Source organism: Cryobacterium sp. MDB2-A-1, from assembly GCF_004402675.1.
Taxonomy (GTDB): Bacteria; Actinomycetota; Actinomycetes; order Actinomycetales; family Microbacteriaceae; genus Cryobacterium; species Cryobacterium glucosi.
Genome location: NZ_SOFK01000002.1, coordinates 72,438 through 96,679, shown reverse-complemented (window position 1 = coordinate 96,679; position 24,242 = coordinate 72,438). Strand labels below are relative to the sequence as shown.

General features: G+C 68.4%; 13 protein-coding genes. 7 read left to right on the top strand and 6 right to left on the bottom strand.

The window, feature by feature from the left end:
• The first annotated feature begins 20 nt into the window (after positions 1-20).
• From E3O39_RS00400 to E3O39_RS00385, 4 genes are all read left to right on the top strand, one after another.
• Positions 21-455 (top strand): EVE domain-containing protein, encoded by a 435-nt coding sequence (locus E3O39_RS00400; protein ID WP_241984918.1) that lies wholly within the window; start codon positions 21-23, stop codon positions 453-455.
• 65 nt (positions 456-520) lie between these two features.
• Positions 521-1,792: a hypothetical protein gene (locus E3O39_RS00395; RefSeq protein WP_134449715.1), complete on the top strand. Its 1,272-nt coding sequence runs from the start codon at positions 521-523 to the stop codon at positions 1,790-1,792.
• 20 nt (positions 1,793-1,812) lie between these two features.
• Positions 1,813-2,394 carry a hypothetical protein gene (locus E3O39_RS00390; protein WP_134449714.1) on the top strand — a complete coding sequence of 194 codons (582 nt, stop codon included), beginning with the start codon at positions 1,813-1,815 and terminating at the stop codon, positions 2,392-2,394.
• 62 nt (positions 2,395-2,456) lie between these two features.
• Entirely contained in the window at positions 2,457-2,759 is a 303-nt protein-coding gene (locus tag E3O39_RS00385; protein ID WP_134449713.1) for a DUF427 domain-containing protein, read from the top strand.
• Position 2,760: 1 nt separating this feature from the next.
• On the opposite strand, the gene E3O39_RS00380 is transcribed toward E3O39_RS00385, so the two are convergent.
• Positions 2,761-3,873 (bottom strand): C4-dicarboxylate transporter, encoded by a 1,113-nt coding sequence (locus tag E3O39_RS00380; RefSeq protein WP_134449712.1) that lies wholly within the window; start codon positions 3,871-3,873, stop codon positions 2,761-2,763.
• 309 nt (positions 3,874-4,182) lie between these two features.
• Between E3O39_RS00380 and E3O39_RS00375 the strand changes: the two genes are divergently transcribed.
• Positions 4,183-4,953: a nuclease-related domain-containing protein gene (locus tag E3O39_RS00375; RefSeq protein ID WP_166787403.1), complete on the top strand. Its 771-nt coding sequence runs from the start codon at positions 4,183-4,185 to the stop codon at positions 4,951-4,953.
• Between the two features lie 419 nt (positions 4,954-5,372).
• On the opposite strand, the gene E3O39_RS00365 is transcribed toward E3O39_RS00375, so the two are convergent.
• From E3O39_RS00365 to E3O39_RS00345, 5 genes are all read right to left on the bottom strand, one after another.
• A complete protein-coding gene (locus tag E3O39_RS00365; protein ID WP_134449709.1) occupies positions 5,373-5,867 on the bottom strand; it encodes a SprT-like domain-containing protein in 495 nt (164 codons plus the stop codon).
• Positions 5,867-7,165, bottom strand: a complete 1,299-nt coding sequence (locus tag E3O39_RS00360) for a sorbosone dehydrogenase family protein (protein WP_241984917.1) — start codon at positions 7,163-7,165, stop codon at positions 5,867-5,869. Before E3O39_RS00360 ends, E3O39_RS00365 begins: the two co-directional genes overlap by 1 nt.
• Positions 7,166-7,538: 373 nt before the next feature.
• Positions 7,539-8,084, bottom strand: a complete 546-nt coding sequence (locus E3O39_RS00355; RefSeq protein ID WP_241975556.1) for a hypothetical protein — start codon at positions 8,082-8,084, stop codon at positions 7,539-7,541.
• A gap of 128 nt (positions 8,085-8,212) precedes the next feature.
• Complete coding sequence (locus E3O39_RS00350; protein ID WP_206751291.1) at positions 8,213-15,229, bottom strand: hypothetical protein; 7,017 nt, start codon at positions 15,227-15,229, stop codon at positions 8,213-8,215.
• A 190-nt stretch (positions 15,230-15,419) separates the two neighbouring features.
• A complete protein-coding gene (locus tag E3O39_RS00345; protein WP_134449707.1) occupies positions 15,420-16,289 on the bottom strand; it encodes a spermidine synthase in 870 nt (289 codons plus the stop codon).
• A 366-nt stretch (positions 16,290-16,655) separates the two neighbouring features.
• Here E3O39_RS00345 and rpoB point away from each other — a divergent pair, with 366 nt between their 5' ends.
• Positions 16,656-20,147: a DNA-directed RNA polymerase subunit beta gene (gene rpoB / locus E3O39_RS00340; RefSeq protein WP_134449706.1), complete on the top strand. Its 3,492-nt coding sequence runs from the start codon at positions 16,656-16,658 to the stop codon at positions 20,145-20,147.
• Positions 20,148-20,194: 47 nt separating this feature from the next.
• The gene (locus E3O39_RS00335; RefSeq protein ID WP_134449705.1) at positions 20,195-24,106 is read left to right on the top strand and encodes a DNA-directed RNA polymerase subunit beta'; all 3,912 of its coding nucleotides are present in this window, start codon (positions 20,195-20,197) and stop codon (positions 24,104-24,106) included.
• The last annotated feature ends 136 nt before the right edge of the window (positions 24,107-24,242 follow it).

Sequence of the window (24,242 nt, the reverse complement as noted above, 5' to 3'; positions counted from 1 at the left end):
GCATGCAGTACAACTGAGGAGTGGCAATTCGGTACTGGCTCGGGGTCGCGCAGCGCGATAACGTGCAGCGGGGCGTCGCCATGGGCTTCGCGCAGGCCGGCTACCGGCTGCGCACCACGCTCGAGGGCATGCGGGAGAGCGACGGGGTCGTGTACTACTCGCCGAAGACCGCCGTCGAGGGCGAGCTGCTGCGCGAGTTCACTGCGATCGGGTTCGTCGCCGAGGGGAACGCGTACGAATTCCGGAGCCCGGAGACGCCCTCCGGCACCTATGTGCCGTGGCGGCGGCGCATCGACTACGACACGGATGCCGTCAGCACGTCGATCCGCCCGCTCCTGAACGTGCTCGAGTTCACCCGGGAGGATCCCGACTGGGGCTACCAGCTCCGCCGGGGGCTGCTCGAGATCTCCCGGCACGACTACGACGTGATCCGGCGGCAGATGCGCCGCATGTAGGCGCCGGCACGGCATGTTCGCGGGTGCTCCCGCTCGCCCCAGCCGCGTTGATTAGACTCGCGGCTATGACTGGCGATCTCTGGTGGGTGCCCTCGGCCATACTTCTCGCGTTCGTGGTCCTCGGGGTGACCCTCGTCGTCGCATCCGCTCGTCGTCGTCGCCGCGACCGCGAGCAGGCCGAAGCTGCGGTGGTCGCCGAACGCGCACGCGCCGCGGCGATCTCCCTGGTGCGGGCCGATGACCAGGTCGGCGCCGCGACCGACGAACTCGGGTTCGCGGTCGCCCAGTTCGGCGAGGCGGCGACCCGGGACTTCGCCGCGGCCCTCGAACTCTCCCGCCGCCAGCTGCGCGATGCCTTCGCCCTGCAGCAGAAGCTCGATGACAGTGTTCCGGACACCGAGTCCGAACGCCGACGCTGGACCGAGCAGATCATCGCGCTCGCCGCTGAGGCGACGACCCGCCTCGCCGAACAGGACCGCGCTTTCACCGCCCGCCGAGGCCGCGAGCGCGACGCCCCGCTCCTCCTCGAGCAGCTCACCCGGCGCGTGGATCGGGTGACCGATCGGGTCGCAGCGGGCGCGGCGAGTATCGACAGGCTCCGGCTCAGTTACGCCCCCTCCGCGCTCGCCGCGTTCAGCGGCAACGTGGCCGAGGCCCGCACAGCCCTCGGACAGGCGAAACAGGCCACGGATGCCGCCGCCGCTCATCTCGCGGCCGTCCACGGCTACCCGATCGGCGATGAGCTCTCGGCGGCGGAGCTCGGGCTCTTCCACGCCGGCAAGCTCCTCGACGCGATCGAGACCGGAGAGGACCAGCTCCACATCGGCTATGCGACCCTCAGCGCCGCACTCGACTCCGCGGACGCCGAGATATCCGAGGCGCGCACCCTGCGCGACGGGCACGAGGAGTCCGTCGCGGCAGCCGACCTGAACCGGGTGATCACCGCCGCCGATGCGATCGTGGCCGAGTTGCGGCATCCGTCGCGGGTGAGCGACCCGGCCGCCGACCTCGCCCGGCTGCGAGAGGTGCTCGACGGGCTCGACGTCACCCGGTCGGAGGCTCGCAACCAGCAGCTGCGACTCGACAACGCGCGGGCCGCGCTCGCCGGCGCGCTTTTGGCCGCGCGCAGCCAGGGCACTGTGACCCGCGGCTTCATCTCGGCCAACCCCGGCCGGGTCGGTGCGGAGGCCCGCACCCGCCTCGCCGAATCCGAGCGGCTCGTCGCCCTCGCCGAGGCCGAGGCCGACCCCGTGACCGCGCTCGACGCCGCGCGCCGGGCGATGACCCTCGCAACGGATGCCGACGCCCTCGCCCGCTACGACGCTCGCTTCGCCTGACCGACGGGTAGCCTTTCCCGGTGAGTGAATTCCTGCCCCAGCAGAAGTACCAGGTCCGCTTCGACGTCGGTCTCGCCGGGTTCCAGGCGCTCGCCGGGGACGCGGACGTGATCATCCTCGCGGATGCCCTGCCCACCGTCGGCGACACGGCACCGGCCACGCCCCTGGGCGGGCCCCGCGTGATCGTGGCCGACCTCGGCAACCCGGCGCGCGTCGCCGAGTGGGTGCTCGCGCGTCAGTCCGAGAAGGCCGACCGGTTCTCCGTCGCCGTGATCGCCGTCGGCGAGCAGCGCCGGGACGGTTCCCCGCGCCCGGCAGTCGAAGACTTCCTCCTGGCCGGGGAAGTGATCGACGAACTCGCCCGCCTCGGAATCGACCACTGCTCGCCGGAGGCTGCCGCCCCCTCCGCCGGGTTCCTCGGACTCCATCGTGCCCTCCGCCACCTCGTGAGCGCGTCCGAGACCGCCGTGGCCCTCGGCGCGGCCGGTCGGGGCGACGAGGTTCGCTCCGCCATCGACCTCGCCCGGCCGCACACGGCCACGGATGCCGCCCGGCAATCCGCCGAGATTCGCCGTGTCCGGGAATTCCGGTTTCCGGCCTGACGTTTCATCATCCGCAACCGCCTCGCACCAGCCCGATTCACCGACCGAACCAGGAGCACCCCATGAAGGCAGTATTCAACGGCACCACGATCGCCGAAGCCCCCCAGTCCGACCTCGTCAAGATCGAGGGCAACTGGTATTTCCCGCCGGAGAGCGTCAAGCCCGGTTTCCTCGTGGAGAGCGCGACGCCGTACACCTGCCCGTGGAAGGGCGAATGCCAGTACTTCAGCCTCAAAGACGGCGATGCCCTCCTGCAGGACCGCGCCTGGAGCTACCCGACGCCGTACCCCGCTTCGTTCGACCGGGTCGGCCAGGACTACAGCGGCTACGTCGCCTTCTGGAAGGAAATCTCCGTCACCGAGTAGGTCAGACGCGCGCCTGCGGTGCGTGCGTCGAGCGGGCGTGTGCCCGCACGAGGTACCCGACCGAGCGCACGGCGATACTGCCGATCACGAGGGTCACGGTGGCGAGGATGCCGGTTCCGGCGACCGCCGACACCCAGTCCCCCGACGCCCCCAGGTTCACGGCCGACCCGGTCCCGGCACCGGGCGCTGCGGCACCTCCGATCCAGTGCAGGGCGTAGGTCCCGCTCGCCGCGGCCGTGAAGGTGAACGCCCAGAAGCCGAGGTCGAACCCGAGCCGCCAGTAGGCGGCGAGCATCATCACCTGCACGAGGATCAGCAGCACGAACGTCCCGAGCAGGACGGTCTCGAGGGTGTCGAGCCGGCCGCCGTTGGAGGCGAACCAGGCGTTCCCCGCGACCGCGGGCGGGGCGGAGAAGATCGCGAACGTCGGCAGCAGGCGGGCAGGAAGGGCGGGACGGAACGCCATCCTGCCGAGGATGAGCGCACCCAGCAGCATCCAGAACAGCAGCCCGACCCCGATACAAGCGACGCTCAGCGTCGTCCAGCCGAACGTTCCCGCCGACTGCCCTGCGATGAAGGCGGCGGCGACCGTCGGAAGAAAGTACCCGGCATGGAGTGTGTCGATGTCGCGCATCCGGAGAGCCAGTTGCGCGACAGACCACGCCCCGAAGACGAGCGCCACGACCAGGAACCCGACGACGACCCCTTGCACCAGCGCGACCAGGAGCCCGGCGGGCGATCCCTGCAGTACCCCCGCAAGCGGATGCCCTGAACCGGAACCCGCGGACAGGGATACAGCGACATGGGTGCCCAGCAGCATCCCGGTTGTGGGCGCGAGGGCGGCGAACGGTGCCTGCACCGGGTCGGCGAGGTCCCCCCGGATCGTCCCCCCGTTGTTCCGGCTGCGCACGAGGTAATTGGCGAGGACCGCAACCCAGGCGACGAGCGCGAACACCCACAGGGCCTCACCGATCCCAGCGGGCGTGCCGAGGACTCCCGCGGCCATCGTCCAGGTGCCGGCAAGGCCCGACAGCCCGAAGGGGATGCCGAAGCTCGTCAGCGGGGCCCGCCCGGTCCGCAGGACTCTCCGGAACGCGCGAGGGGAAGCCGGCATGATCGTTCCCCTCGGGCCGCTGTTGAACGGACAGTTGTCCTCTCAATAGAATACCGGAGTCGGAGTGACCTGCCGCAAGAGGGCAGCGCGGGGCCGTCAGGCGCGTGCGTTTCGGTCGTTCCGGCCCAGCGCCGGCGTGCCCAGGAGAGGTACGTGAGGGGGCTGACCGAACCGCATAATCCCGTTGAGTAAGGACACGCCCTTGTTCGGGGGGACAATTGGCTGACAGGATTTGCGATCGCGCGTAGTAAAAGTATCGGACCGACAGACATGGTGAGGCTCAGCGGCGGCGGCATGTACAGGCGGCGGATGGCGGAATCCGTGATCGACAAGCTGCTGCGCGAGCAGACCGGAACGCCGGTGCGTTCACCGTGGCACCGTTTCCGCGGGCGTTCCCCGCTCGGCAAACGCTGCGAGGGCTGGTACCTGGCCGCACTCGGCGAGATCGCTGTCGGGAAGAGCCTCGAGGCGCTCAGCTCCGACTGGACGATCTTCCACGCGCTTCCGATCGGCCTCGAAGGCTGGGATATCGACCACCTGATCGTCGGCCCCGGTGGTGTGATCACGGTCAACGCGAAACAGCACCGCTCGGCACGCATCCTCGTCGACAAGGCCGTGCTGACCGTCAACGGACGCACGGTGCCCTACTTGCGCCACGCCGAGTTCGAGGCGAACCATATCACCGACCTGATGAGCGACCGGCGCGCCCAGACCGCACCGGTCCGGCCGACCGTGGTCTTCGTCGGCGCCCGCGAGGTCAAGGTCAGGGCTCGCCCGCCCTTCGTCACGGTGCTCGGCGTCGACGACCTCGTCGGCTGGCTCGAGGCGCTCCCGGTCGTCCTCGACCAGAACGAGTGCGGCCGGCTCACCGGCCTGTTCGACAACCCGGCGATGTGGGCGAACGTGCCCGTCGAGACCGGCGACGACCTGATCGAACGCTTCCAGGCCCTCGACGCGGAGGTCCGCGCCGCCAGCCGACAGCGCCGCATTTACCTTCCGCTCGCGATCTTCATCGGCGGCGGCGCAGCCTTCTTCGGCATCATCGGGCTCGTGTCCGAGGCCATGGGCCTCTCCGGCTGACATTCCGGCGGCCGCGTAAGCCAGCGGGTGCCGTCGGCCGGGCCGTCCCTGTCGCCCCGGCTGCCCGATGCTGTCGGTGTCCGCCGGGATCGCAGGCAGGCCGAGCAGCACCCGCAGCTGGGCGTCGATGAGCGCCACCCAGGGGAGGCGTCCGGATTCTCGGCCGCCGCATCCGGGCTGTCGCCCTGGGTCCACCACTTCGCCTCGAAGGCGCCGGTGTCGAAGGGCACTCGCTGGCCGTTGCTGTATATCGTCGTGCCGGACCACTCCGGGAAGCTGCCGGCCGGGAGCGTCAGAGTTGGCACCGGCGTCTCACCGGATCGGCGTGCGCCAGGCATTCACCGCCCGTCGGGCAGGCGCCTGCTCCGGTCACGCCCGCTCCTGTCACGCCCGGCCGGTGGCCGGTCTCCCGGCCCGGCCTAGAGTCCGGCCGACGCCGCGGCGCGCCGCCGAGCCGCCGCAGTGATCTCCCGGCTCGTCCAGGTGACGAGGTGGTCACTGTTGAAGCCGCGCCCGCACAGCCCGCAGGCGAGGGCGCGCGTCGGCCTCCGGTACCGGTAGTGGATGTGGCCGGCCGGGCAGACGCCCACCCACGGGGCGAGCTCGTTGGCGATCTCGCCGTCGTGCGTGCGCTTGCCGTCGTAGCCCAGGTCGCGGGCGATGGACTTCCACTTCGGGCCGTGGCCGGCGCGCGGGCCGGCGAGCGCGTGCCCGACCTCGTGCAGCAGGATCTGGTGCACGTCGTCGTCCTCGTACCGGGAGGCGAGGTAACGCGAGATCGTGATGCGTTTCGCCGTGAAGTTGCACAGCCCGGCGCGTTTCTTGGCGTTGTCGAACGCGAAGGTCCAGCCGGCGTCGAGGTGCAGGTCGATGAGCGCTTCGGCCCAGCGCCGCACGCGGGTGAGGTCCGCCATCAGGGCGCCGCCGCAAATCCGGCGGGTTCATTCGCTCGCTGCGCCACCCGAATGCCTCGCGCCAGGGGCGTGGTCTGCTCCACTCGAACCGAGTAGAGCTTGTCGTCGCCGGCGGCTCGGATGCCGCGGCCGTCCGTGTTGTTCATCACAAACCACAGTGTGCCATCCGGGCCGGGCACCACGTCACGCAGCCGGCCGCAGGTGTTGACGAACCACGCGCTCGCCGCGCCTGTTGAGGAGTCGACCCGCCAGAGTCGTTCGCCCCGCAGTGCCGCGAGGAACAGAGTGTCCCCGACGATCGCGAGCCCGATCGGACTGGCCTCGGGCGTGCGCCACTGCACGACCGGGTCGGTGTACCGCGGGTCGTGCGCGATGCCCTCGGCGTCCGGCCAGCCATAGTCGGCTCCCGGCGTGATCAGGTTGAGTTCGCCCCACGTCGACTGCCCGAACTCGCTCGCCCACAGCCGGCCGCGCGAATCCCAGGCGATGCCCTGCGGATTCCGGTGCCCATATGAGTAGACGAGCGTCCCGAACGGATTGTCCGGCGGCACGGCGCCGGTCGGCGTCATCCGGAGAATCTTCCCACCGAGCGACCCGAGGTCCTGCGCGGCCGCGGTGTTCCCGGCGTCGCCGGTCGTCGCATAGAGCATTCCGTCCGGCCCGAAGCGGATGCGCCCGCCATCGTGATTGCCTGCCCGCGGGATCCTCGAGAGCACCGGTTCGGGGCTCCCGAGCGTGAGGCTTCCGAGGGTGCCGGTGAGCGGCATCCGCACGATCTGGTTGGAGGTGGTGCCGGTGAAATACGCGTACACCCAGCCCCCGGGTCCCGCGCTGGGGGCCCCGACGGCCGCGGCCGGGTCGGCGAGGTAGGCGAGGCCGAGCAGCCCGCCCTCGCCGCGCGCGACGACACCGGGAACCGTGCCCGCGTCGCGGAGTCCGCCGGACAGCAGCTCACGCACGCGTGCGGTGCCCCGCTCACTGATCAGGGTGCCGCCGCCGGGCAGGCGAAGGATCGACCACGGCACCTCGAGGCCCGAGGCGAGGACGACGGGGTCCCCGACCGGCTCGACGGGCCCCACGCCCTCACCGGGGCCCTGGCCGGGTCCGGTGTTCGGGTCGCCCGGTTGCGCCCCGTGGTCAGGACTCGGCACACCGGTCGAACCCGGGGATGGCGTCGCGGGTGACGGCCCCGACGATGCGGATGCCGCTGCGGGCGTTTCTGGCGCGTCGGAGGTGCACGCCACCAGTACCGGGGCGATCAGCGTGATTACTGCGAGCACGGCCAGGTGCCGGACCACCCGGCCGGCATGGTGCGCCGAACGCCGGGCATGCCGCACTCCACGCGGCTGCGTCGGCGGGAGTGCGCACCCCTGTGCCGGCTCGTGCGGCGGCATCCACTCGTCCACTGCGACCTCCCGACTCCTCCTGCACCGGCCCGCTGCCGCGGGGCCTGCCCTACCGTGTGCCCGCGCATCCGGAACAGTGGGGGAACCGGCTACGCCCGTTCCCCCAGAATGCCCCCGTCCACCGACATCGACCACCGGGTTGCCGCAGCGTCCTCCGCGTGGTCCGTTCCCGCGACTGCCGTCGCGACTGTTTGCGCAGCCCGCTCCCACATCGGAGGGCGCGGCTTGCGGAAACCGGCGCGGGCGCGAGCACGCGCCAGGGGGGTTAGCGGCCCTGGCCCCGCTCGGCGATGATGGACTCGACGACTGCGACGGCGACGAGGGACCCTTCGAGCTGCTCGACGGATGCCCCGGCCTTCTCCCGCAGGAACACGGCGGCGGTGAGGTCGGTGAGGGCCCCCTCGAGGTCGCCCTGCTCGAACAGGACCTTCCCGCGGTTCTCCCGCGCGAACGCCGCAACCGCGCTCCACTCGTGCGTCTCGGCCTCGAGAACGCAGTGGGTGAGCTCGCTCCCGGCTTCATCGAGCTTGCCCTGGAACTGCATCACCTGGGCCCGGCGGATGCGGCTGGCCGCGAGTTCCTCCCGGGATCCGGTGAACCGGGCCTGGCGCAGGGCGGCGTTGGCCATGTCGAAGGCCTCGTCGAGGCGTCCGATCAGGCGCAGCAGCGCGATCTTCTCGTTGAGCGCGGACAGGCTGCGCAACTCGCCGAGTTCGTCGAGGCGCTGCCCGGCGGCGAGCAGGTCGACTTTTTCACGGAGAGTGACGGCGTCGTAACCAATGATGATGGGCAGGGTGTAGTCCAGAGGCAAGGGCGGCCGGGTGTGCCGCGGACGATCGGGTTCCCTAACAGGATATCCCGACCATGCCGCGGCGACACCCGTACGGGGGTGTGCCGGCGAACTTTCCGGCCCGGCCCCGGTCCGCTCGCCGCACTCCGCTAGTACCCCGTGTACGTGTCCTTGACGTAGGAGTCGACTCCCTCGGCCATGCACGCCTTCATCGACGCCTCGTAGCTGCTCCAGTTCGTCTTTGCGTCCGAGCCGTACATGCTGAGGTTCTCGCCGAACGATCCGACGACATTCATGAACGTTCCCACGTCACTCGTCACCGCCCCGATCGGCACCGCGCCGCTGTACCCCGTTTTCGCGGCGATCCGGGTCTGGAGGTCGGCCTTGGCGGCGTTGAAGATGTCCTCGGCCGTCGCGTTCGGGCCGAGCCCCGCGCCGGCGCCCAGCGTGGGTGTCGCGCTGTTCGAGGACGGCAGGGTGAGGATCTCGCCCTTGCCGTTCGCCCAGTCGTTGAGGCACTTCGTCGCGAGCATCGCGAGGTCGACCTGTGCTTGGATGACCGTTCCGGCCTTGTCGATCGCGTCGGCGACCGCACCACCGGCTCCCGCGGCCCTGAGGCCGGCTGCCGCGAGTTTCAGCCCGACGGCGGCGACCTTGGCGACCATCAACTGGGCGAGGGACACCCCCGTCGCGACGGTGATCACGGCGGCGAGCATGCGTTGGCTGATCGAACTGAACCAGTTGCCGACCTTCTCGCGGGTGCTGTAGCGGTGAATCTTGGCCTCGACGTAGCGGTCCCTGTCCATGATCACCCACGCGGTCTGGTCCCTCGACGCGTCGGCGTAGTCCCAGCCGTCGAAGCGGTTGCCTTCGATGTCCTCGGCCTGCAGCTGCACCGTGGTGCCGCGCGTGTACCGGTTGCCGGCCCCTCCCGGGCAGTTGCCGGGCGTGGTCGCCGACAGGTCCTTCCCGGAGATCGTGTAGCAGATGATCGTCAGGTCGAGGGTGTTCGGGCCGGAGACGTTGCCCTGGGCATCCACCACGCGTGTCGGGCCGGTGCCGTCGGTGCTTCCCCCCACCGAGTAGGTGTACTGCCCGGCAACGGTCACGGCGGTGGTCACGGTGCGGCCGGGGCGCGAATAGAGAGGCGGGCATCCGCCGTCGTCGACGACGATCTTCTTGGCGGTCTCCGGGTCGAGGGCGGATGCCTGGCCCGAATCGTCGATGACCCGAACGTTCAGCCCGATGGGCGCGCAGTACTCGAGGCGATAGCTGCCGCCGCCATAGACCTTGGCGCGACCTTCGAAGAAGCCCTGGGAGGTGCCGAACTCCGCCATTTCGTCCAGGCCCGAGGCGTTCACCAGGCTCGTGATCGGGACGAGGTTGGGGGACCCGGCGATGGCGGCGGGCAGCAGGTACCCGGCCTGGCCCCGGGGCAGTTCGCCGGCGCGTTCGCAATAGCTCTCGTCGGCTGACAGGGGAGCGATCATGTAGGAGCCGCCCTGCGGAAGGTTCACGATGGGTGGCTTGCAGCTCGTGTTGTACCAGCCGGCGGTCAGCGTGATGGCGCTGTTGACCCGCGCGAGGTCGATCTCCGTTCCCCCGGATGTCCCCTGGTTGCCGTTCCAGACGACACCCTGTTGGGTGCTGCTGCTCCAGCGCACCGAGGCGGTGTTACCGGTGTAGCCGCGCCAGCCCATGATGGCGTATTCCGGTTCCGTCGTGGTCAGGTGCAGGCGTCCCGTGGCGACCATCGAGTCCGTGGTGGTGACCACGTGGTAGCCGCCGAGTGCGCTGTTGCTGGTCGTGGTCGTGGATGCGACGTCGCCGCACTGCGTGAGGGGGCCGTCGTGTGCCCACGAGGCGCCGGCGGGCTCGCCCGTGCGCGCGGCGAAGTAGTCGCGGATCGCTTTCGAGACGACGGTGACCGTCACGCACTTGACCATGCTGAACTGGGCTCCGACCTGGAACCTGTCAGCCCAGGGCACGGTGAGTTGTGTCGTCGCGGTGGTGGCACCGCTTTTGAGCAGCTGTCCGGTCGGAGCCGCCAGCAGCGTCGTCGGGGTGTTGTCGCGTGACGAGCCGCCGAGCCACGAACCGAACGTTGCGGTGGGCTTCGCGGTGGCCACGACGGTGATCTTCGTTCCGGGAACGTATCCGGCCTCGCCGCCGACGGTGCAGGCTCCAGACGAGGGCTTCAGGCCCCAGCTGGTGGACGGCCGATCGGCGGCTGTCACCGCGACGCTGCCGCCCTCGGTGACGGGGAGGTCGACCACCGTGCAGGCCTTGACGCGGAACGTGGCGGCGACCGCGCGATCGGCGGTCATCGCCACCTGGGCGGAGTACGGGCCGGTGAGGGTCGCTCCGGTGAGGGCGTCGAGCTCCAATTCGGATTGGGTGTGTTCTTCGGAGAGGTTGGCGGGAACGAGCGTCAGGTCCACGATGGTGCCCGCTGCGTAGCGGGAGAAGCCGGCCTTCTGGTCGGCCAGCTCCTGCGCGGTGGACCCGTACGGACTGGCGCAGTTCGGCCGGGTATTCGCGCGCGCCCAGCCTTGCGCGTAGGGGTCGAGCAGGCCCCAGTCCACCGTGGGGGTCAGCTTCAGGGTGAAGCAGGTCGGCGCGTAGTGCTCGGTGTAGCCGACGCGGATGAATCCGGTCACGACGAACAGGAAGGACCGTCCCTGCGAAAGACGCATCGAGCCGTCGATCGTCCAGCTGTCGACGGCGTAGTCGGAATGTGCGTATGCCGTGGCGCGCAGCAGGCTGCCGGTGACGACGCCGAGCTTGTCGTCACCGCAGCGCACGGAGTCGCCGTAGTCGATGGTTCCGAAGACGATCGGGTATGCGCACAGCCTGGCGTCGGCCGTTCCGCTCACGACGGCGCCGGGGGCGTCGTCTCGAGAGACGAAGGTGACTCTGTACTCGGTGCTGACGGGGGCGAACTGGGCGGTCGTCACCGGGGTGAGCGTGCAGCTGCCCGCGAGCGCGGGCCCGTTGCATCCGACGCCGGGGAGGTCGAAGTACACCCGGCCGACGGCGGCGGCACCGGTCGTCGTCGTGGTCCAGCTGGCGGTGATCGGGTCGCCGTATACCCACTCGTCGGGGGTCGGGGAGAACGTCACCGCGAGGTCCGTGCCCCGGGCTGACGCGGTGAATTGCGTCACGCTGTGCGACGCTTCGTTGTCGGCGTCGCCGTCGTAGTGCGCGTACAGGGTGTTCTCGCCCATCCGCACGGATGCCCCGGGCAGGGTGCATGCGCCGGTCCCGTCTGCGGCGCAGAGGGTGTCGTTCGAACCGGTGAGGATGATCGTGCCGGTGGGCGCAGGGCTGGTCTGGGAGCCGGCCTGCAGCACCCGGGCGGAGACCGGGAGGGCGTCGCCCGCGCGAGCCCCGTCCGGGACGACCACCGCGACGCTCGTGGCGCGTTTGTCCACGGTGGCCGTCAGGTCCGCGGTCGCGGCGCTCGTGTCGACACCGTCACCCGGTGTGGACGCGGACAGGGTGAGGGACCCTGCGTGCAGGGTGGGGACCGCGACCGTGCCGCGGAAGAACCCGGTGGCGCCGCTGCGGGTCAGGCTCAGGGGGTAGTCGGTGCCCAGCACGGTGACCGTGGCCGGCACCGAACGGGAGGACCCCGTCAGGGTGCCGCTCGGCTCGGCCGTGACCGTGACCGTGAGGCTGTCGCCGACCGTGACCGGCTGAACGGCCAGGGACAGGTCGGTCGTGGGCGCGCTGACCGCGAGGTCGAGGACCGGGCTCGACGTGGAGGCCCGCAACGGCCCGTACTCGACGCTCGCGTGCACGGCCAGGGTGCCTCCGCGGAGGTTGGCGACGGTCACCGTTCCGCTCAGTCCCTCAGGGGACCCGAACAGTTGCGTGGTGCCGATGGCCGTGCCGGTGGCGTCCAGGAGATCCGCTCGTGTGCCGGCGGCGAGTCCCGTCGACGAGAAGGAGAGCCAGGCGGCCGTGATGGTCAGCTCGACGGACGCGCCGGCGACGAGCGCTGCGCCGGGGTCGGTCCGGGAGACCGTGAGCTGGGGGACGGGAACCGGCTGCACGGTCGTGACGGCAGGGTCCGAAGCGGCAGGCGCCAGTTCGCTCGCCGCGGTGAAGGTGACCACCGCACGGATGCCGTGGGCCCCGGCGACGAGCAGGGTGGGGGCCGCGGTGCCGTGGCCTGCCGTGTCGAGGGTGATCGTGCCGAGGTCGCTGACCGTCGCATCCGGGGCCGTCGCCGTGAGGTTCACCTGGGTCACGAGGTCGAGCGGAACGCCGCTGAGGTCGACCGTCACCGGGAAGGCGGTGCCGAGCGGCGCCGAGGCGGGGGCGCCGACGGTGACCGAGGGGGTGTAGTTCCGCAGCGCGGAGACCGGCACCACGTCGGTGCGCGTGGCATAGAGGCCGTCGCCGGTGTACTCGGCGCGGAGCACGGGGTGCGCACCGGGTGCGGACAGCCGCAGGGTGACCGAGCCGTCTGCCAGGTTGCCCGTGGCGAGGATGCCGCCGGAGGCATCCAGGATGCGGATGCCGCCGGTCGGCACGGCGCGGTTCGGTGCCGCCGCATAGCTGAGGGTGAGGGTGCGGTCGCTCGGGGTGAGGTCGCCCGTCCAGACGGCGACGGGGGTCGAGGCGATTGCCAACGCGACCGTCAGCGCATCGGTCGCGTTCGACGGCTCGTACTGAGACGTCGTGTCGAAGTAGGAGGCCTGCACGGCGGCAGTGCTCGCCTGGGTCGGAGTGAACTTGTAGCGCGCCGTGCCGTCGGCGGCGAGGTCTACTCGTGCAGAGGAGCGGTCGGGCAGGGTGAAGGTCACGGCACCGGGCAGGGTCGTCTCGCCGGCGGCTGCCGTCGTCGTGGCGACGAGGGTGACGGGGGTGCCGATCTCCACCGTGTCGACCGTCGCGGCGCCGGCCGAGATGGTGAGCGTGGTGCTCGTGAGGCCGGCGCCGATCGAGACGGTCTGGCCGGCGGATGTGGCCGGGGCGTGGTCCGCGTCGCCGACCACGGTCGCCGCCAGCGTGTAGCTGCCGATCGGCAGGAGTCCCGTGAGAACCACGCTTCCGGTGCCGTGCTGGTCGGTGACGGTGACGCTGCCGGTGGCCACGAGGGCGGAGGTGCGGGTGTTGCGCACCTCGACCGTGCGCGGTCCGTCCAGGTCCGAGGTGACGTCGACGGTCATCGCGTGGGCGCTTCCGCGCGGCACCAGGGTCGGTGAGGAGGCCGGCTGCAGGGCGGCGGAGACGCTCGTTCGGGCCGGGGCGATGGTGATCGTCGACGTGGTCTCGGAGGCCTCGAATCCGGTGGCCGGAACGAAGGCGAAGCGCAGGTCGGTGCTTCCCGCGTGGAGGGCGGTTGTGGGGATGCTGAGCGTCTGGGTCAGCTTGGACGACTCGGTGAGCAGGGTCTGGCCCGCCCAGACCTGGATCGTCCCCTTCACCACGGTGCCGTAGTCGGCGTTCGGCGCCGTCACGACGGCGGAGGCGTTGATCACCGTACCGAGGGTGAATGGCGGGTTGTAGACGGTGGCGACGATCTGGGTCGGGTCAGGGACGATGACCGCGCCGACCTGGTAGTGGCCGGAGCTGGGCTTGAACAGGGCGGATCCGGCGTAGTCGGCGGTGATGTACGGATCGGAAAGGAGGGTGACCTGCTTCTCCGCCGAGCCGTCCACTAGGGTGAGGGTCTCGGTGGTCCCGTCGATCGTGACGTCGACGGTTCCGTCCGGCTTCATCGACGTGGCGTAGGTCGGGGCGACCGTCACGGTCACGGTCGCCGGTCCGTTCACCGCGGCGGCGGCATCCGTGCTGATGGTGACCTCGGTGTCGGCGAGGAACGACCAGATGCGCACGTTCGAGGTGCCGGCGGCGACGGCGGTGCCGGCCGGTTCGAAGCTGAAGCTGAGCGGATGCGAGCCCGGATCGAGCGGAGCCATGCCGCTCAGGGAGGCGCGGGCGACGTGCGGGTCGCCGGGCGCGAGGGCCAGGGCGACCCGGGCGCCGAGGGGGACGGCGCCGTCGAGGAACTGCACGGTGCCCATCGGGTCGCCGTCCGGAACGGTGACCTCGGCCGAGAGGATGGGTGTCGCACCGAAGCCGTCGAATCCGATGCTGAGCACGGGCTCGATCAGTGCGGGCGCGACCGCCGTCGACGGGGTGACGCCCGCCGCCTGGGCGGGTGCCGCAACGGTGACGGCCGGAACGACGCCGGCGACGAGGGCGACGACCACGAGCATGGCGACCCGCCCGCCGGCGGCGGTCAGGGGCAGGGTGCGCTGCCACGGGCGGCGCGGCGCGCTCGTGCCCGCGGTCGTTGCGGCGGATGCGCTGGGCACGGCCGCGACGATGACGGCGAGGGCCATCCCGGTGAGGGCGAGGAGTGCCGCGAGGATCGCCGCGAGCACGAGCAGCCCGGTGGCGCTGGTGCCGTCGCCGTCGATCGCGCGTGATGCAGCGGTGCCGGCCCAGGTGAGGCCGGCGGACACACCGGCGCCCACGACGACGAAGAGAAGCAGGGGGACCAGGCGCTGGCGCAGGCCGATGATCGCGATGCGGACAAGTGCTCGGAGGGAGCGGGGAGCGTCGAGCGTGGCCGCGAGCAGGGCGGGCAGGAGGAGGAGCAGGGCCAGCGTCGGAACGGACGGGACGGCGGCCACGAGGGCGATGCGGGTGCCGCGAGTGAATCGCGTCCCCTCGGGCTCGCGCACGCGGGCGTTCCGCACGAACAGGACAACGGCCACGATCAGGGCCGCAGCGCTCGCGGGAAGCGTCAGGATCGTGGCGAGCACCAGGGCGACGAGCGTCAGCAGCAGGGCGAGCGCGAGCCGGGGAAAGGTGCGCGCCGCGCCGAGCAGGGAGCGGCCGACCCGGGGCGCGCTCGCGCGAACGCCCTGGGGGAGGTGGGCCCGGCGGTGCAGGACCCCGACCGCGACGATTCCGAAGACCAGGAGCGCGGCACTGACGACGGTGATGAGCGTGGTGACGATCGTGGCCCAGACGAGTGCGCCGTCGGCCGTTTCGGCCAGCCGACCGCCGACGAAGGTGCCACCGAGAAGGAGGAAGACCATCAGCACGAGGGGGCCGGCGGCCACGGAAGCGGCGGCAACGCCCGCAGTGCGCAGCAGCATCATCGGCGACACGCTGCGGCGTAGTCGCTCGGAAAAGGACACACGTTCGAACTCGACAGCAGACATCGCTTGGACCCCCGGAGATCAGCGCGCTACCGTGCACGACAGTGTCTCGGAGCCTAGTGGTTTTTTCCAGCCTCGATCGGGTTTTTTATTGCAACGATTTGTCTTCGTCGCCGGGGGCCCCTTCGCGGGGCCGCAACGTCACCAAACGTTCATGTTCTGCTCCGGCTCAGTTGCCGATCTGGAACACCGTGCGGCCGGGCAGCGGGGACGGCGTCGCCGTCGCATCCGTGGTCACGAGTGCGGTCGCCATGAACTGGCGCAGCTCCGCGCCCTCGACGACTTTGGCCGGGTGCGGGCCGCCGGCGAGCAGCCGCGGCACCCAGGTCAGGTCGACCGGCGAGAGCGTCGCGACGAGCACGATGTTGCCGAACCGGCGCCCCTTGAGCACCTGGGTCTCGGCGAGGCCGATCACGTGCGGGAACACCGCGGAGAGCGTCGCCGCCTGCGCGCGCGCGAAGGCGAGCCCCGGCCCGTCGGCGACGTTCACGACGAGCACCCCGCGCGGGCTCAGCAGCGGCCGGGCGAGCTCGTAGAATTCGCGGCTCGTCACGTGGGCGGGGGTGCGCGCCCCCGAGAAGATGTCGACGACGACGAGGTCGGTCGTGCCGTGCAGCCCGGCGGGCAGCTTGGCGAGCACCTCGCGGGCGTCGCCGTGCCGCACCCGCAGGTTCGCGCGCTTGTCCCAGGGCAGCTCGGCCCGCACGAAGTCGATCAGGTCGCTCTCGATCTCGACGACCTGCTGCCGCGAGCCGGGCCGCGTCGCCTCGACGTACCGGGGGAGGGTGAGCGCACCCGCGCCGAGGTGCACGGCCGTGATGGCTTCGCCCACGTCCCCGAGCAGGTCGATGACGTGCCCGATCCGCTGCACGTACTCGAAGAACAACTCACCGGGGTTGTCGATGTTCACGTGCGACTGCGGCGTGCCGTCGACGATGAGCTCGAAGCTCCCCGGAACGAACCGGTCCGGCTGTATTTCCGCGGTCATCCCGCTCAGCTTCAACCTGACCGACGGATGCTGCACTTCTGACCTGCTCATCCCCCCAGTCTCCCCCACGCACCCCCACCACCACTCCGCGAGAGTACGAAATAGGCCCCTTCAGCGGCGCCGAAAGGGCCATTTCTCCGCTCTCGCGGAAGGTGGGCGGCGGGGCGGGGGGAGCGGATGCGGCGGGTTATACCTGAGAAAATGGTGAAGGTCAAGATTGGGGTGGACATAGGGGGAAAGACAGCCTATAGTTGATCTTTGCGCTCCCAGACAAATCTATGCCTTCATATTGCGGTCGGCTTTGCGTGCTCAAGCCACCTTGAGGCATACCTCGTTCAAACTGAGGGTCTGGGGAGCGTACTCGGAATTCATTACTAACAGTGACTAGACCTGACGGGGTCTACGGAGGTTATTTCCTTGGCTGCTGCGCGCAACGCAACCACCAACTCACCCAAGAACGGCCGCGCTGCAGGGCGTCTGTCGTTCGCAAAGATCACAGACAATCTGACGGTCCCGGACCTGCTCGCCTTGCAGACGGAGTCCTTCGATTGGCTTGTCGGAAACGACAAGTGGAAGAAGCGTGTCGAAGAAGGTCAGGCGCAAGGTCGCCAGGACCTCCCGACCCGCACCGGGCTCGACGAGATCTTCGAAGAGATCTCCCCGATCGAGGACCTCGGCGAAACGATGCAGCTGTCGTTCACCAACCCCGAGCTCGAGCCTGAGAAGTACACCATTGACGAGTGCAAGGAAAAGGGCAAGACCTATTCCGCACCCCTCTATGTGAACGCTGAGTTCATGAACCACCTCACCGGTGAGATCAAGACCCAGACCGTGTTCATGGGTGACTTCCCGCTGATGACCCCCAAGGGCACCTTCGTGATCAACGGCACCGAGCGTGTCGTCGTTTCACAGCTCGTGCGCTCGCCCGGTGTGTACTTCAACCGTGAGCAGGAGAAGACCTCCGACAAGGACATCTACTCCGCCCGCGTCATCCCGAGCCGTGGAGCCTGGCTCGAATTCGAGATCGACAAGCGCGACCAGGTCGGCGTTCGCATCGACCGCAAGCGCAAGCAGTCCGTAACCGTGTTCCTCAAGGCACTCGGCCTCACGAGCGAGCAGATCCTCGAAGAGTTCAAGGGCTTCGCGTCCATCGAGCTCACCCTTGAGAAGGACAACATCCTCACCAAGGAAGAAGCCCTCAAGGACATCTACCGCAAGCTGCGCCCGGGAGAGCAGGTCGCCGCCGAGGCAGCCCGCGCGCTCCTCGACAACTTTTTCTTCAACTCCAAGCGTTACGACCTGGCCAAGGTTGGTCGTTACAAGATCAACCGCAAGCTCGGCATCGAAGCGCCGCTCAGCTCTTCCGTGCTGACGCTCGAGGACATCCTCGCCACGATCAAGTACCTGGTTGCCCTTCACGACAACCAGACCACGATCTCCGGCATCCGTGAGGGCGTCCCCACCGACATCCGCATCGACATCGACGACATCGACCACTTCGGCAACCGTCGTATCCGCGCCGTCGGCGAGCTCATCCAGAACCAGGTCCGCACCGGCCTGTCCCGCATGGAGCGCGTCGTCCGCGAGCGCATGACCACGCAGGACATCGAAGCGATCACCCCGCAGACCCTGATCAACGTGCGCCCCGTCGTCGCCGCGATCAAGGAGTTCTTCGGAACCAGCCAGCTGTCGCAGTTCATGGACCAGAACAACCCGCTCGCCGGCCTCACGCACAAGCGCCGCTTGTCCGCGCTCGGCCCGGGTGGTCTGTCCCGTGACCGCGCCGGCGTCGAGGTGCGAGACGTTCACCCCTCGCACTACGGCCGCATGTGCCCGATTGAAACCCCAGAAGGCCCGAACATCGGCCTGATCGGTTCGCTCGCCTCGTTCGCGCGGATCAACGCCTTCGGATTCATCGAGACCCCGTACCGTCGTGTCGTCGACGGCGTCATCACGACGACCATCGACTACCTGACCGCGAGCGAAGAAGACGAGTTCATCGTCGCCCAGGCCAACGCGCCGCTGACCAAGGACGCCCGGTTCGCCGAGCCCCGGGTCCTCGCACGTAAGAAGGGTGGCGAGGTCGACCTCTTCCCCGCAGAAGACATCGGCTACATGGATGTCTCCCCGCGCCAGATGGTGTCCGTCGCGACCTCCCTCATCCCGTTCCTCGAGCACGACGATGCGAACCGCGCCCTCATGGGTGCGAACATGCAGCGCCAGGCCGTTCCTCTCCTCATGAGTGACAGCCCGCTCGTCGGTACCGGCATGGAGGTCTTCGCGGCCATCGACGCCGGCGACGTCATCACCGCCGACAAGTCGGGTGTGGTGATGGAGGTTTCGGCCGACGTCGTCACCATCCAGCTTGACGAGGGTGGCACGCAGGACTACTACATGCGTAAGTTCGCGCGCTCCAACCAGGGCACGAGCTACAACAACCGCGTCATGGTCACCGCAGGTGAGCGGATCGAAGCCGGCGAGGTCATCGCCGACGGTCCCGCCACCGACAACGGAGAGCTCGCCCTCGGTAAGAACCTCCTCGTGGCATTCATGCCGTGGGAAGGCTACAACTACGAGGACGCGATCATCCTGAGCCAGAACCTGGTCAAGGACGACACCCTCTCCTCGATTCACATCGAGGAATACGAGGTCGACGCCCGCGACACCAAGCTCGGCAAGGAAGAGATCACCCGCGACCTGCCGAACGTCTCCCCGGACCTGCTTGCAGACCTGGACGAGCGTGGCATCATCCGCATCGGCGCCGAGGTTCGCCCCGGCGACATCCTGGTCGGAAAGGTCACGCCGAAGGGCGAGACCGAGCTTTCCGCCGAGGAACGCCTGCTGCGCGCCATCTTCAACGAGAAGAGCCGCGAAGTTCGCGACACCTCGCTCAAGGTGCCCCACGGTGAGCGCGGAACGATCATCGGCGTCAAGGTGTTCGACTCGCAGGATGGCGACGACGAGCTCGGCTCTGGCGTCAACCAGCGTGTTGCCGTCTTCATCGCCCAGAAGCGCAAGATCACCGAGGGTGACAAGCTCGCCGGCCGTCACGGCAACAAGGGTGTTATTTCCCGCATCCTGCCGATCGAGGACATGCCGTTCCTCGCAGACGGTACCCCGGTCGACATCATCCTCAACCCGCTCGGTATCCCCGGTCGCATGAACTTCGGCCAGGTGCTCGAAACGCACCTCGGCTGGATTGCGAAGCAGGGCTGGGACGTGGAAGGCAAGCCCAAGTGGGCCGCCAACCTGCCCGAGCAGGCGCACCACGCCGCACCGAACACCAAGGTCTCCACCCCGGTGTTCGACGGTGCGTTCGAGATCGAGATCGAGGGTCTCCTCGACTCGACGACGAAGACCCGCGACGGCGTGCGACTGATCGACTCCACCGGAAAGACGCAGCTGTTCGACGGCCGCTCCGGCGAGCCGTTCCCGAACCCGATCTCGGTCGGCTACATGTACATCCTGAAGCTGCACCACCTCGTCGACGACAAGATCCACGCTCGTTCGACCGGTCCGTACTCCATGATCACGCAGCAGCCGCTGGGTGGTAAGGCGCAGTTCGGTGGACAGCGATTCGGTGAGATGGAGGTCTGGGCGCTCGAGGCATACGGTGCCGCGTACGCCCTGCAGGAGCTCCTGACCATCAAGAGCGACGATATCCTCGGCCGCGTCAAGGTGTACGAGGCCATCGTCAAGGGTGAGAACATCCAGGAGCCCGGCATCCCCGAGAGCTTCAAGGTCCTCATCAAGGAAATGCAGTCGCTGTGCCTGAACGTCGAGGTGCTGTCCTCGGACGGAACCGCCGTCAGCCTGCGCGACACGGATGACGAGGTGTTCCGCGCTGCGGAAGAGCTCGGCATCAACATTTCCACCCGCTTCGAATCATCCTCGATCGACGACATCTAGGGCCGGGCAGAATGACAAATACTCCGAACACTCTTCAAGGAGAGAAATTGCTCGACGTAACCACGTTTGACGAGCTTCGAATTGGCTTGGCGACCGCAGACGACATCCGTCGCTGGTCGCACGGTGAGGTCAAGAAGCCCGAAACCATCAACTACCGCACGCTCAAGCCGGAAAAAGACGGCCTGTTCGGCGAGCAGATCTTCGGACCGTCCCGGGACTGGGAATGCTCATGCGGTAAGTACAAGCGAGTTCGCTTCAAAGGCATCGTCTGCGAGCGTTGTGGCGTAGAGGTCACCAAGTCGTCGGTGCGTCGTGAGCGGATGGGCCACATCGAGCTCGCCGCCCCCGTCACTCACATCTGGTACTTCAAGGGAGTCCCCTCCCGTCTCGGCTACCTGCTGGACATGGCACCGAAGGACCTCGAAAAGGTCATCTACTTCGCTGCGTACATGGTCATCACGGTCGACGAAGACGGCCGTCACCAGGACATGCCGGGCCTTGAGAACGAGCTTCGCCTCGAGATCAAGACCCTCGAAGGCCAGCGCGATTCCCGGATCGCCGACCGCCTCGTCCGCCTCGAAACCGACCTCGCCGCACTTGAGGCCGAGGGCGCCAAGAGCGACCAGAAGAAGCGCACCAAGGACGCCGCCGAGAAGGAAATGGGGCAGGTCCGCAAGTCCCTCGACGAGCAGATCGCGCACCTCGAGCGCGTGTGGGAAGACTTCCGCACCCTCAAGGTCGGCGACCTCAAGCCCGAGGACAGCGTCTTCCACGAGCTCCAGGACCGTTTCGGCATGTACTTCGAGGCCTACATGGGCGCCGAAGCCATCAAGAAGCGCCTGCTGGCCTTCGACCTGGTCACCGAGAGCGAAAACCTGCACCTGCAGATCGCCGAGGGCAAGGGTCAGAAGAAGATCCGCGCCATCAAGCGTCTCCGCGTGGTCAACGCCTTCATCATGACCGGCAACTCGCCGGCCGCGATGGTGCTCGACGTCGTCCCGGTCATCCCGCCCGAACTGCGCCCGATGGTGCAGCTCGACGGTGGCCGTTTCGCCACGAGCGACCTCAACGACCTCTACCGTCGTGTGATCAACCGCAACAACCGCCTGCGTCGCCTCCTTGACCTCGGTGCCCCCGAGATCATCGTGAACAACGAGAAGCGGATGCTGCAGGAAGCTGTCGACGCACTGTTCGACAACGGTCGTCGCGGCCGTCCCGTCACGGGTACTGGCAACCGTGCCCTCAAGTCCCTGAGCGACATGCTCAAGGGCAAGCAGGGTCGTTTCCGCCAGAACCTCCTCGGCAAGCGCGTTGACTACTCCGGCCGTTCGGTCATCGTCGTCGGCCCGCAGCTCAAGCTGCACCAGTGTGGTCTGCCCAAGCAGATGGCACTCGAGCTGTTCAAGCCGTTCGTGATCAAGCGCCTGATCGACCTGAGCCACGCTCAGAACATCAAGGCCGCCAAGCGCATGGTCGAACGTTCACGCCCGCAGGTCTGGGACGTGCTCGAGGAGATCATCCGCGAGCGCCCCGTGCTGCTGAACCGTGCGCCCACCCTGCACCGCCTGGGCATCCAGGCCTTCGAGCCTCAGCTCGTCGAGGGTAAGGCCATCCAGCTGCACCCGCTCGTGTGTGCGGCGTTCAACGCCGACTTCGACGGTGACCAGATGGCAGTGCACCTGCCGCTGTCCATGGAGGCCCAGGCCGAAGCGCGCATCCTGATGCTCGCCTCGAACAACATCCTGAAGCCGTCCGACGGCCGCCCGGTGACCCTGCCCACCCAGGACATGATCATCGGTCTGCACCACCTCACGACGCTCAAGGAAGGCGTGATCGGCGAAGGCCGCTCGTTCTCCTCGATCGCCGAGGCGATCCTGGCCTTCGACCAGAAGAAGGGCGAAAACCAGGGCCTCGACCTCAACGCCAAGGTACGCATCCGTCTGACGGACAAGTACTTCGAAGAGGGCACCCAGCCGGAAGGCGTGGAACTCGTCAACGGCCAGGCCGTCGGTACCGTGCTGGTGAACACCACGCTCGGCCGCGCGATCTTCAACGAGGCCATGCCGGTCGACTACCCGTACTTCGAAAAGGTGGCCGACAAGGGCAGCCTCTCGGCGATCGTCAACGACCTCGCCGAGCGGTACCCGAAGGTGGAAGTTGCCGCGACGCTTGACCGCGTCAAGGACGCCGGTTTCTACTGGGCCACCCGGTCCGGTGTGACCGTCGCGCTCAGCGACATCCTCACCCCGCCGGACAAGCCCGAGATCGTGGCTCGCTACGAGAAGCTCGCCGCCAAGGTGCAGTCGCAGTTCGAGAAGGGTCTCACGACCGACCTCGAGCGCCGTCAGGAACTCATTCAGATCTGGACGAAGGCGACGGAAGACGTCGCCGAGGCCATGCAGAAGAACTTCCCGAAGGACAACACCATCAACCGCATGGTCACGTCCGGTGCTCGTGGTAACTGGCTGCAGGTGCGTAACATCGCCGGCATGCGAGGCCTCGTGAACAACCCGAAGGGTGAGATCATCCCTCGCCCGATCATCTCGAGCTACCGCGAAGGCCTGTCCGTCGCCGAGTACTTCATTGCTACTCACGGTGCCCGTAAGGGTCTGGCCGACACCGCCCTCCGTACCGCCGACTCCGGGTACCTCACCCGTCGTCTCGTGGACGTCTCGCAGGATGTCATCATCCGCGAAGACAACTGTGGAACGACCAAGGGCCTCGAGTTGCCGATCGCGATCGTCGACCCGCTCGGTAACCTGGTTCGCCACCCCAACGTGGAGAACGCGGTCTACGCCCGCAGCCTGGCCGCAGCCGCGGTCAACGCCGCAGGCGAGGTCGTCGCCGAAGCCGGAGACGACGTCGGAGACGTGCTGATCGAGAAGCTGGTCGAGGCCGGCATCGAGACCATCAAGGTGCGTTCCGTGCTGACGTGTGAGTCTGCCGTCGGTGTGTGTGCGGTCTGCTACGGCCGTTCGCTCGCGACCGGCCTGCTCGTGGACATCGGAGAGGCCGTCGGCATCATCGCCGCACAGTCGATCGGTGAGCCCGGCACGCAGCTGACCATGCGTACCTTCCACACCGGTGGTTCGGCATCCGCTGACGACATCACCCAGGGTCTGCCGCGCGTCCAGGAGCTCTTCGAAGCACGTACCCCCAAGGGTGCGTCGCCCATCGTCGACACTGCGGGACGCATCACGATCGAGGACACCGACCGTAGCCGGAAGGTCATCCTGACCCCCGACAACGGCGACGAGCCGATCGCGTACCCGGTGCTCAAGCGCTCCACCCTCCTCGTCGAGGATGGCCAGCACGTCGAGCTCGGCACGCAGATCATCATCGGCGCCGTCGACCCGAAGGAAGTTCTTCGCGTCAAGGGTGTCCGGGCCGTGCAGAAGCACATCGTCGGTGGCGTCCAGGACGTCTACCGTTCGCAGGGTGTGCCGATCCACGACAAGCACATCGAGGTCATTGTCCGCCAGATGCTCCGCAAGGTCACCGTCGTCGAACACGGCGACACCGGCCTGCTCCCCGGCGAGCTCGTCGACCGGTTGAAGTACAACGAACTCAACCGTGCGGCACTCACCGAGGGCAAGAAGACGGCATCCGCTCGTCAGGAAGTCATGGGAATCACCAAGGCGTCCCTGGCGACCGAGTCCTGGCTGTCGGCTGCTTCCTTCCAGGAAACCACCCGGGTTCTCACCCAGGCGGCCATGGAAGGCAAGAGCGACCCGCTGATGGGCCTCAAGGAGAACGTCATCATCGGAAAGCTGATCCCGGCAGGCACCGGCCTGCCCCGTTACCGCGACGTCACCGTCGAGGCAACGGAGGAGGCCAAGGCCGAGCGTTACCCGAACCGCATCTTCACCGATGATGCCGCGTTCAACGAGGGTGACCTGAGCTTCGTCGACTTCGACAGCTTCTCGTCCGACGACTTCACGCCCGGTACCTACAAGTAGCGTGTAGTTCTCTCAGACGGATGCCCCTCTCACTTCGGTGAGGGGGGCATCCGTCGTTAACGCCCCGTCGCTGGAGCGCCGGCGACACTCGGCGCGCCGGGCAATTCTCGACGGAAGCGGTGGTGTGACGCGCTGG

What these genes read in the sequence shown, in the direction of transcription:
- E3O39_RS00395 (WP_134449715.1), top strand. Translation starts at nt 521, where the DNA reads ATGACTGGCGATCTCTGGTGGGTGCCCTCGGCCATACTTCTCGCGTTC.
- E3O39_RS00385 (WP_134449713.1), top strand. Translation starts at nt 2,457, where the DNA reads ATGAAGGCAGTATTCAACGGCACCACGATCGCCGAAGCCCCCCAGTCC.
- E3O39_RS00380 (WP_134449712.1), bottom strand. Translation starts at nt 3,873, where the DNA reads ATGCCGGCTTCCCCTCGCGCGTTCCGGAGAGTCCTGCGGACCGGGCGG.
- E3O39_RS00375 (WP_166787403.1), top strand. Translation starts at nt 4,183, where the DNA reads ATGGCGGAATCCGTGATCGACAAGCTGCTGCGCGAGCAGACCGGAACG.
- E3O39_RS00365 (WP_134449709.1), bottom strand. Translation starts at nt 5,867, where the DNA reads ATGGCGGACCTCACCCGCGTGCGGCGCTGGGCCGAAGCGCTCATCGAC.
- E3O39_RS00345 (WP_134449707.1), bottom strand. Translation starts at nt 16,289, where the DNA reads ATGAGCAGGTCAGAAGTGCAGCATCCGTCGGTCAGGTTGAAGCTGAGC.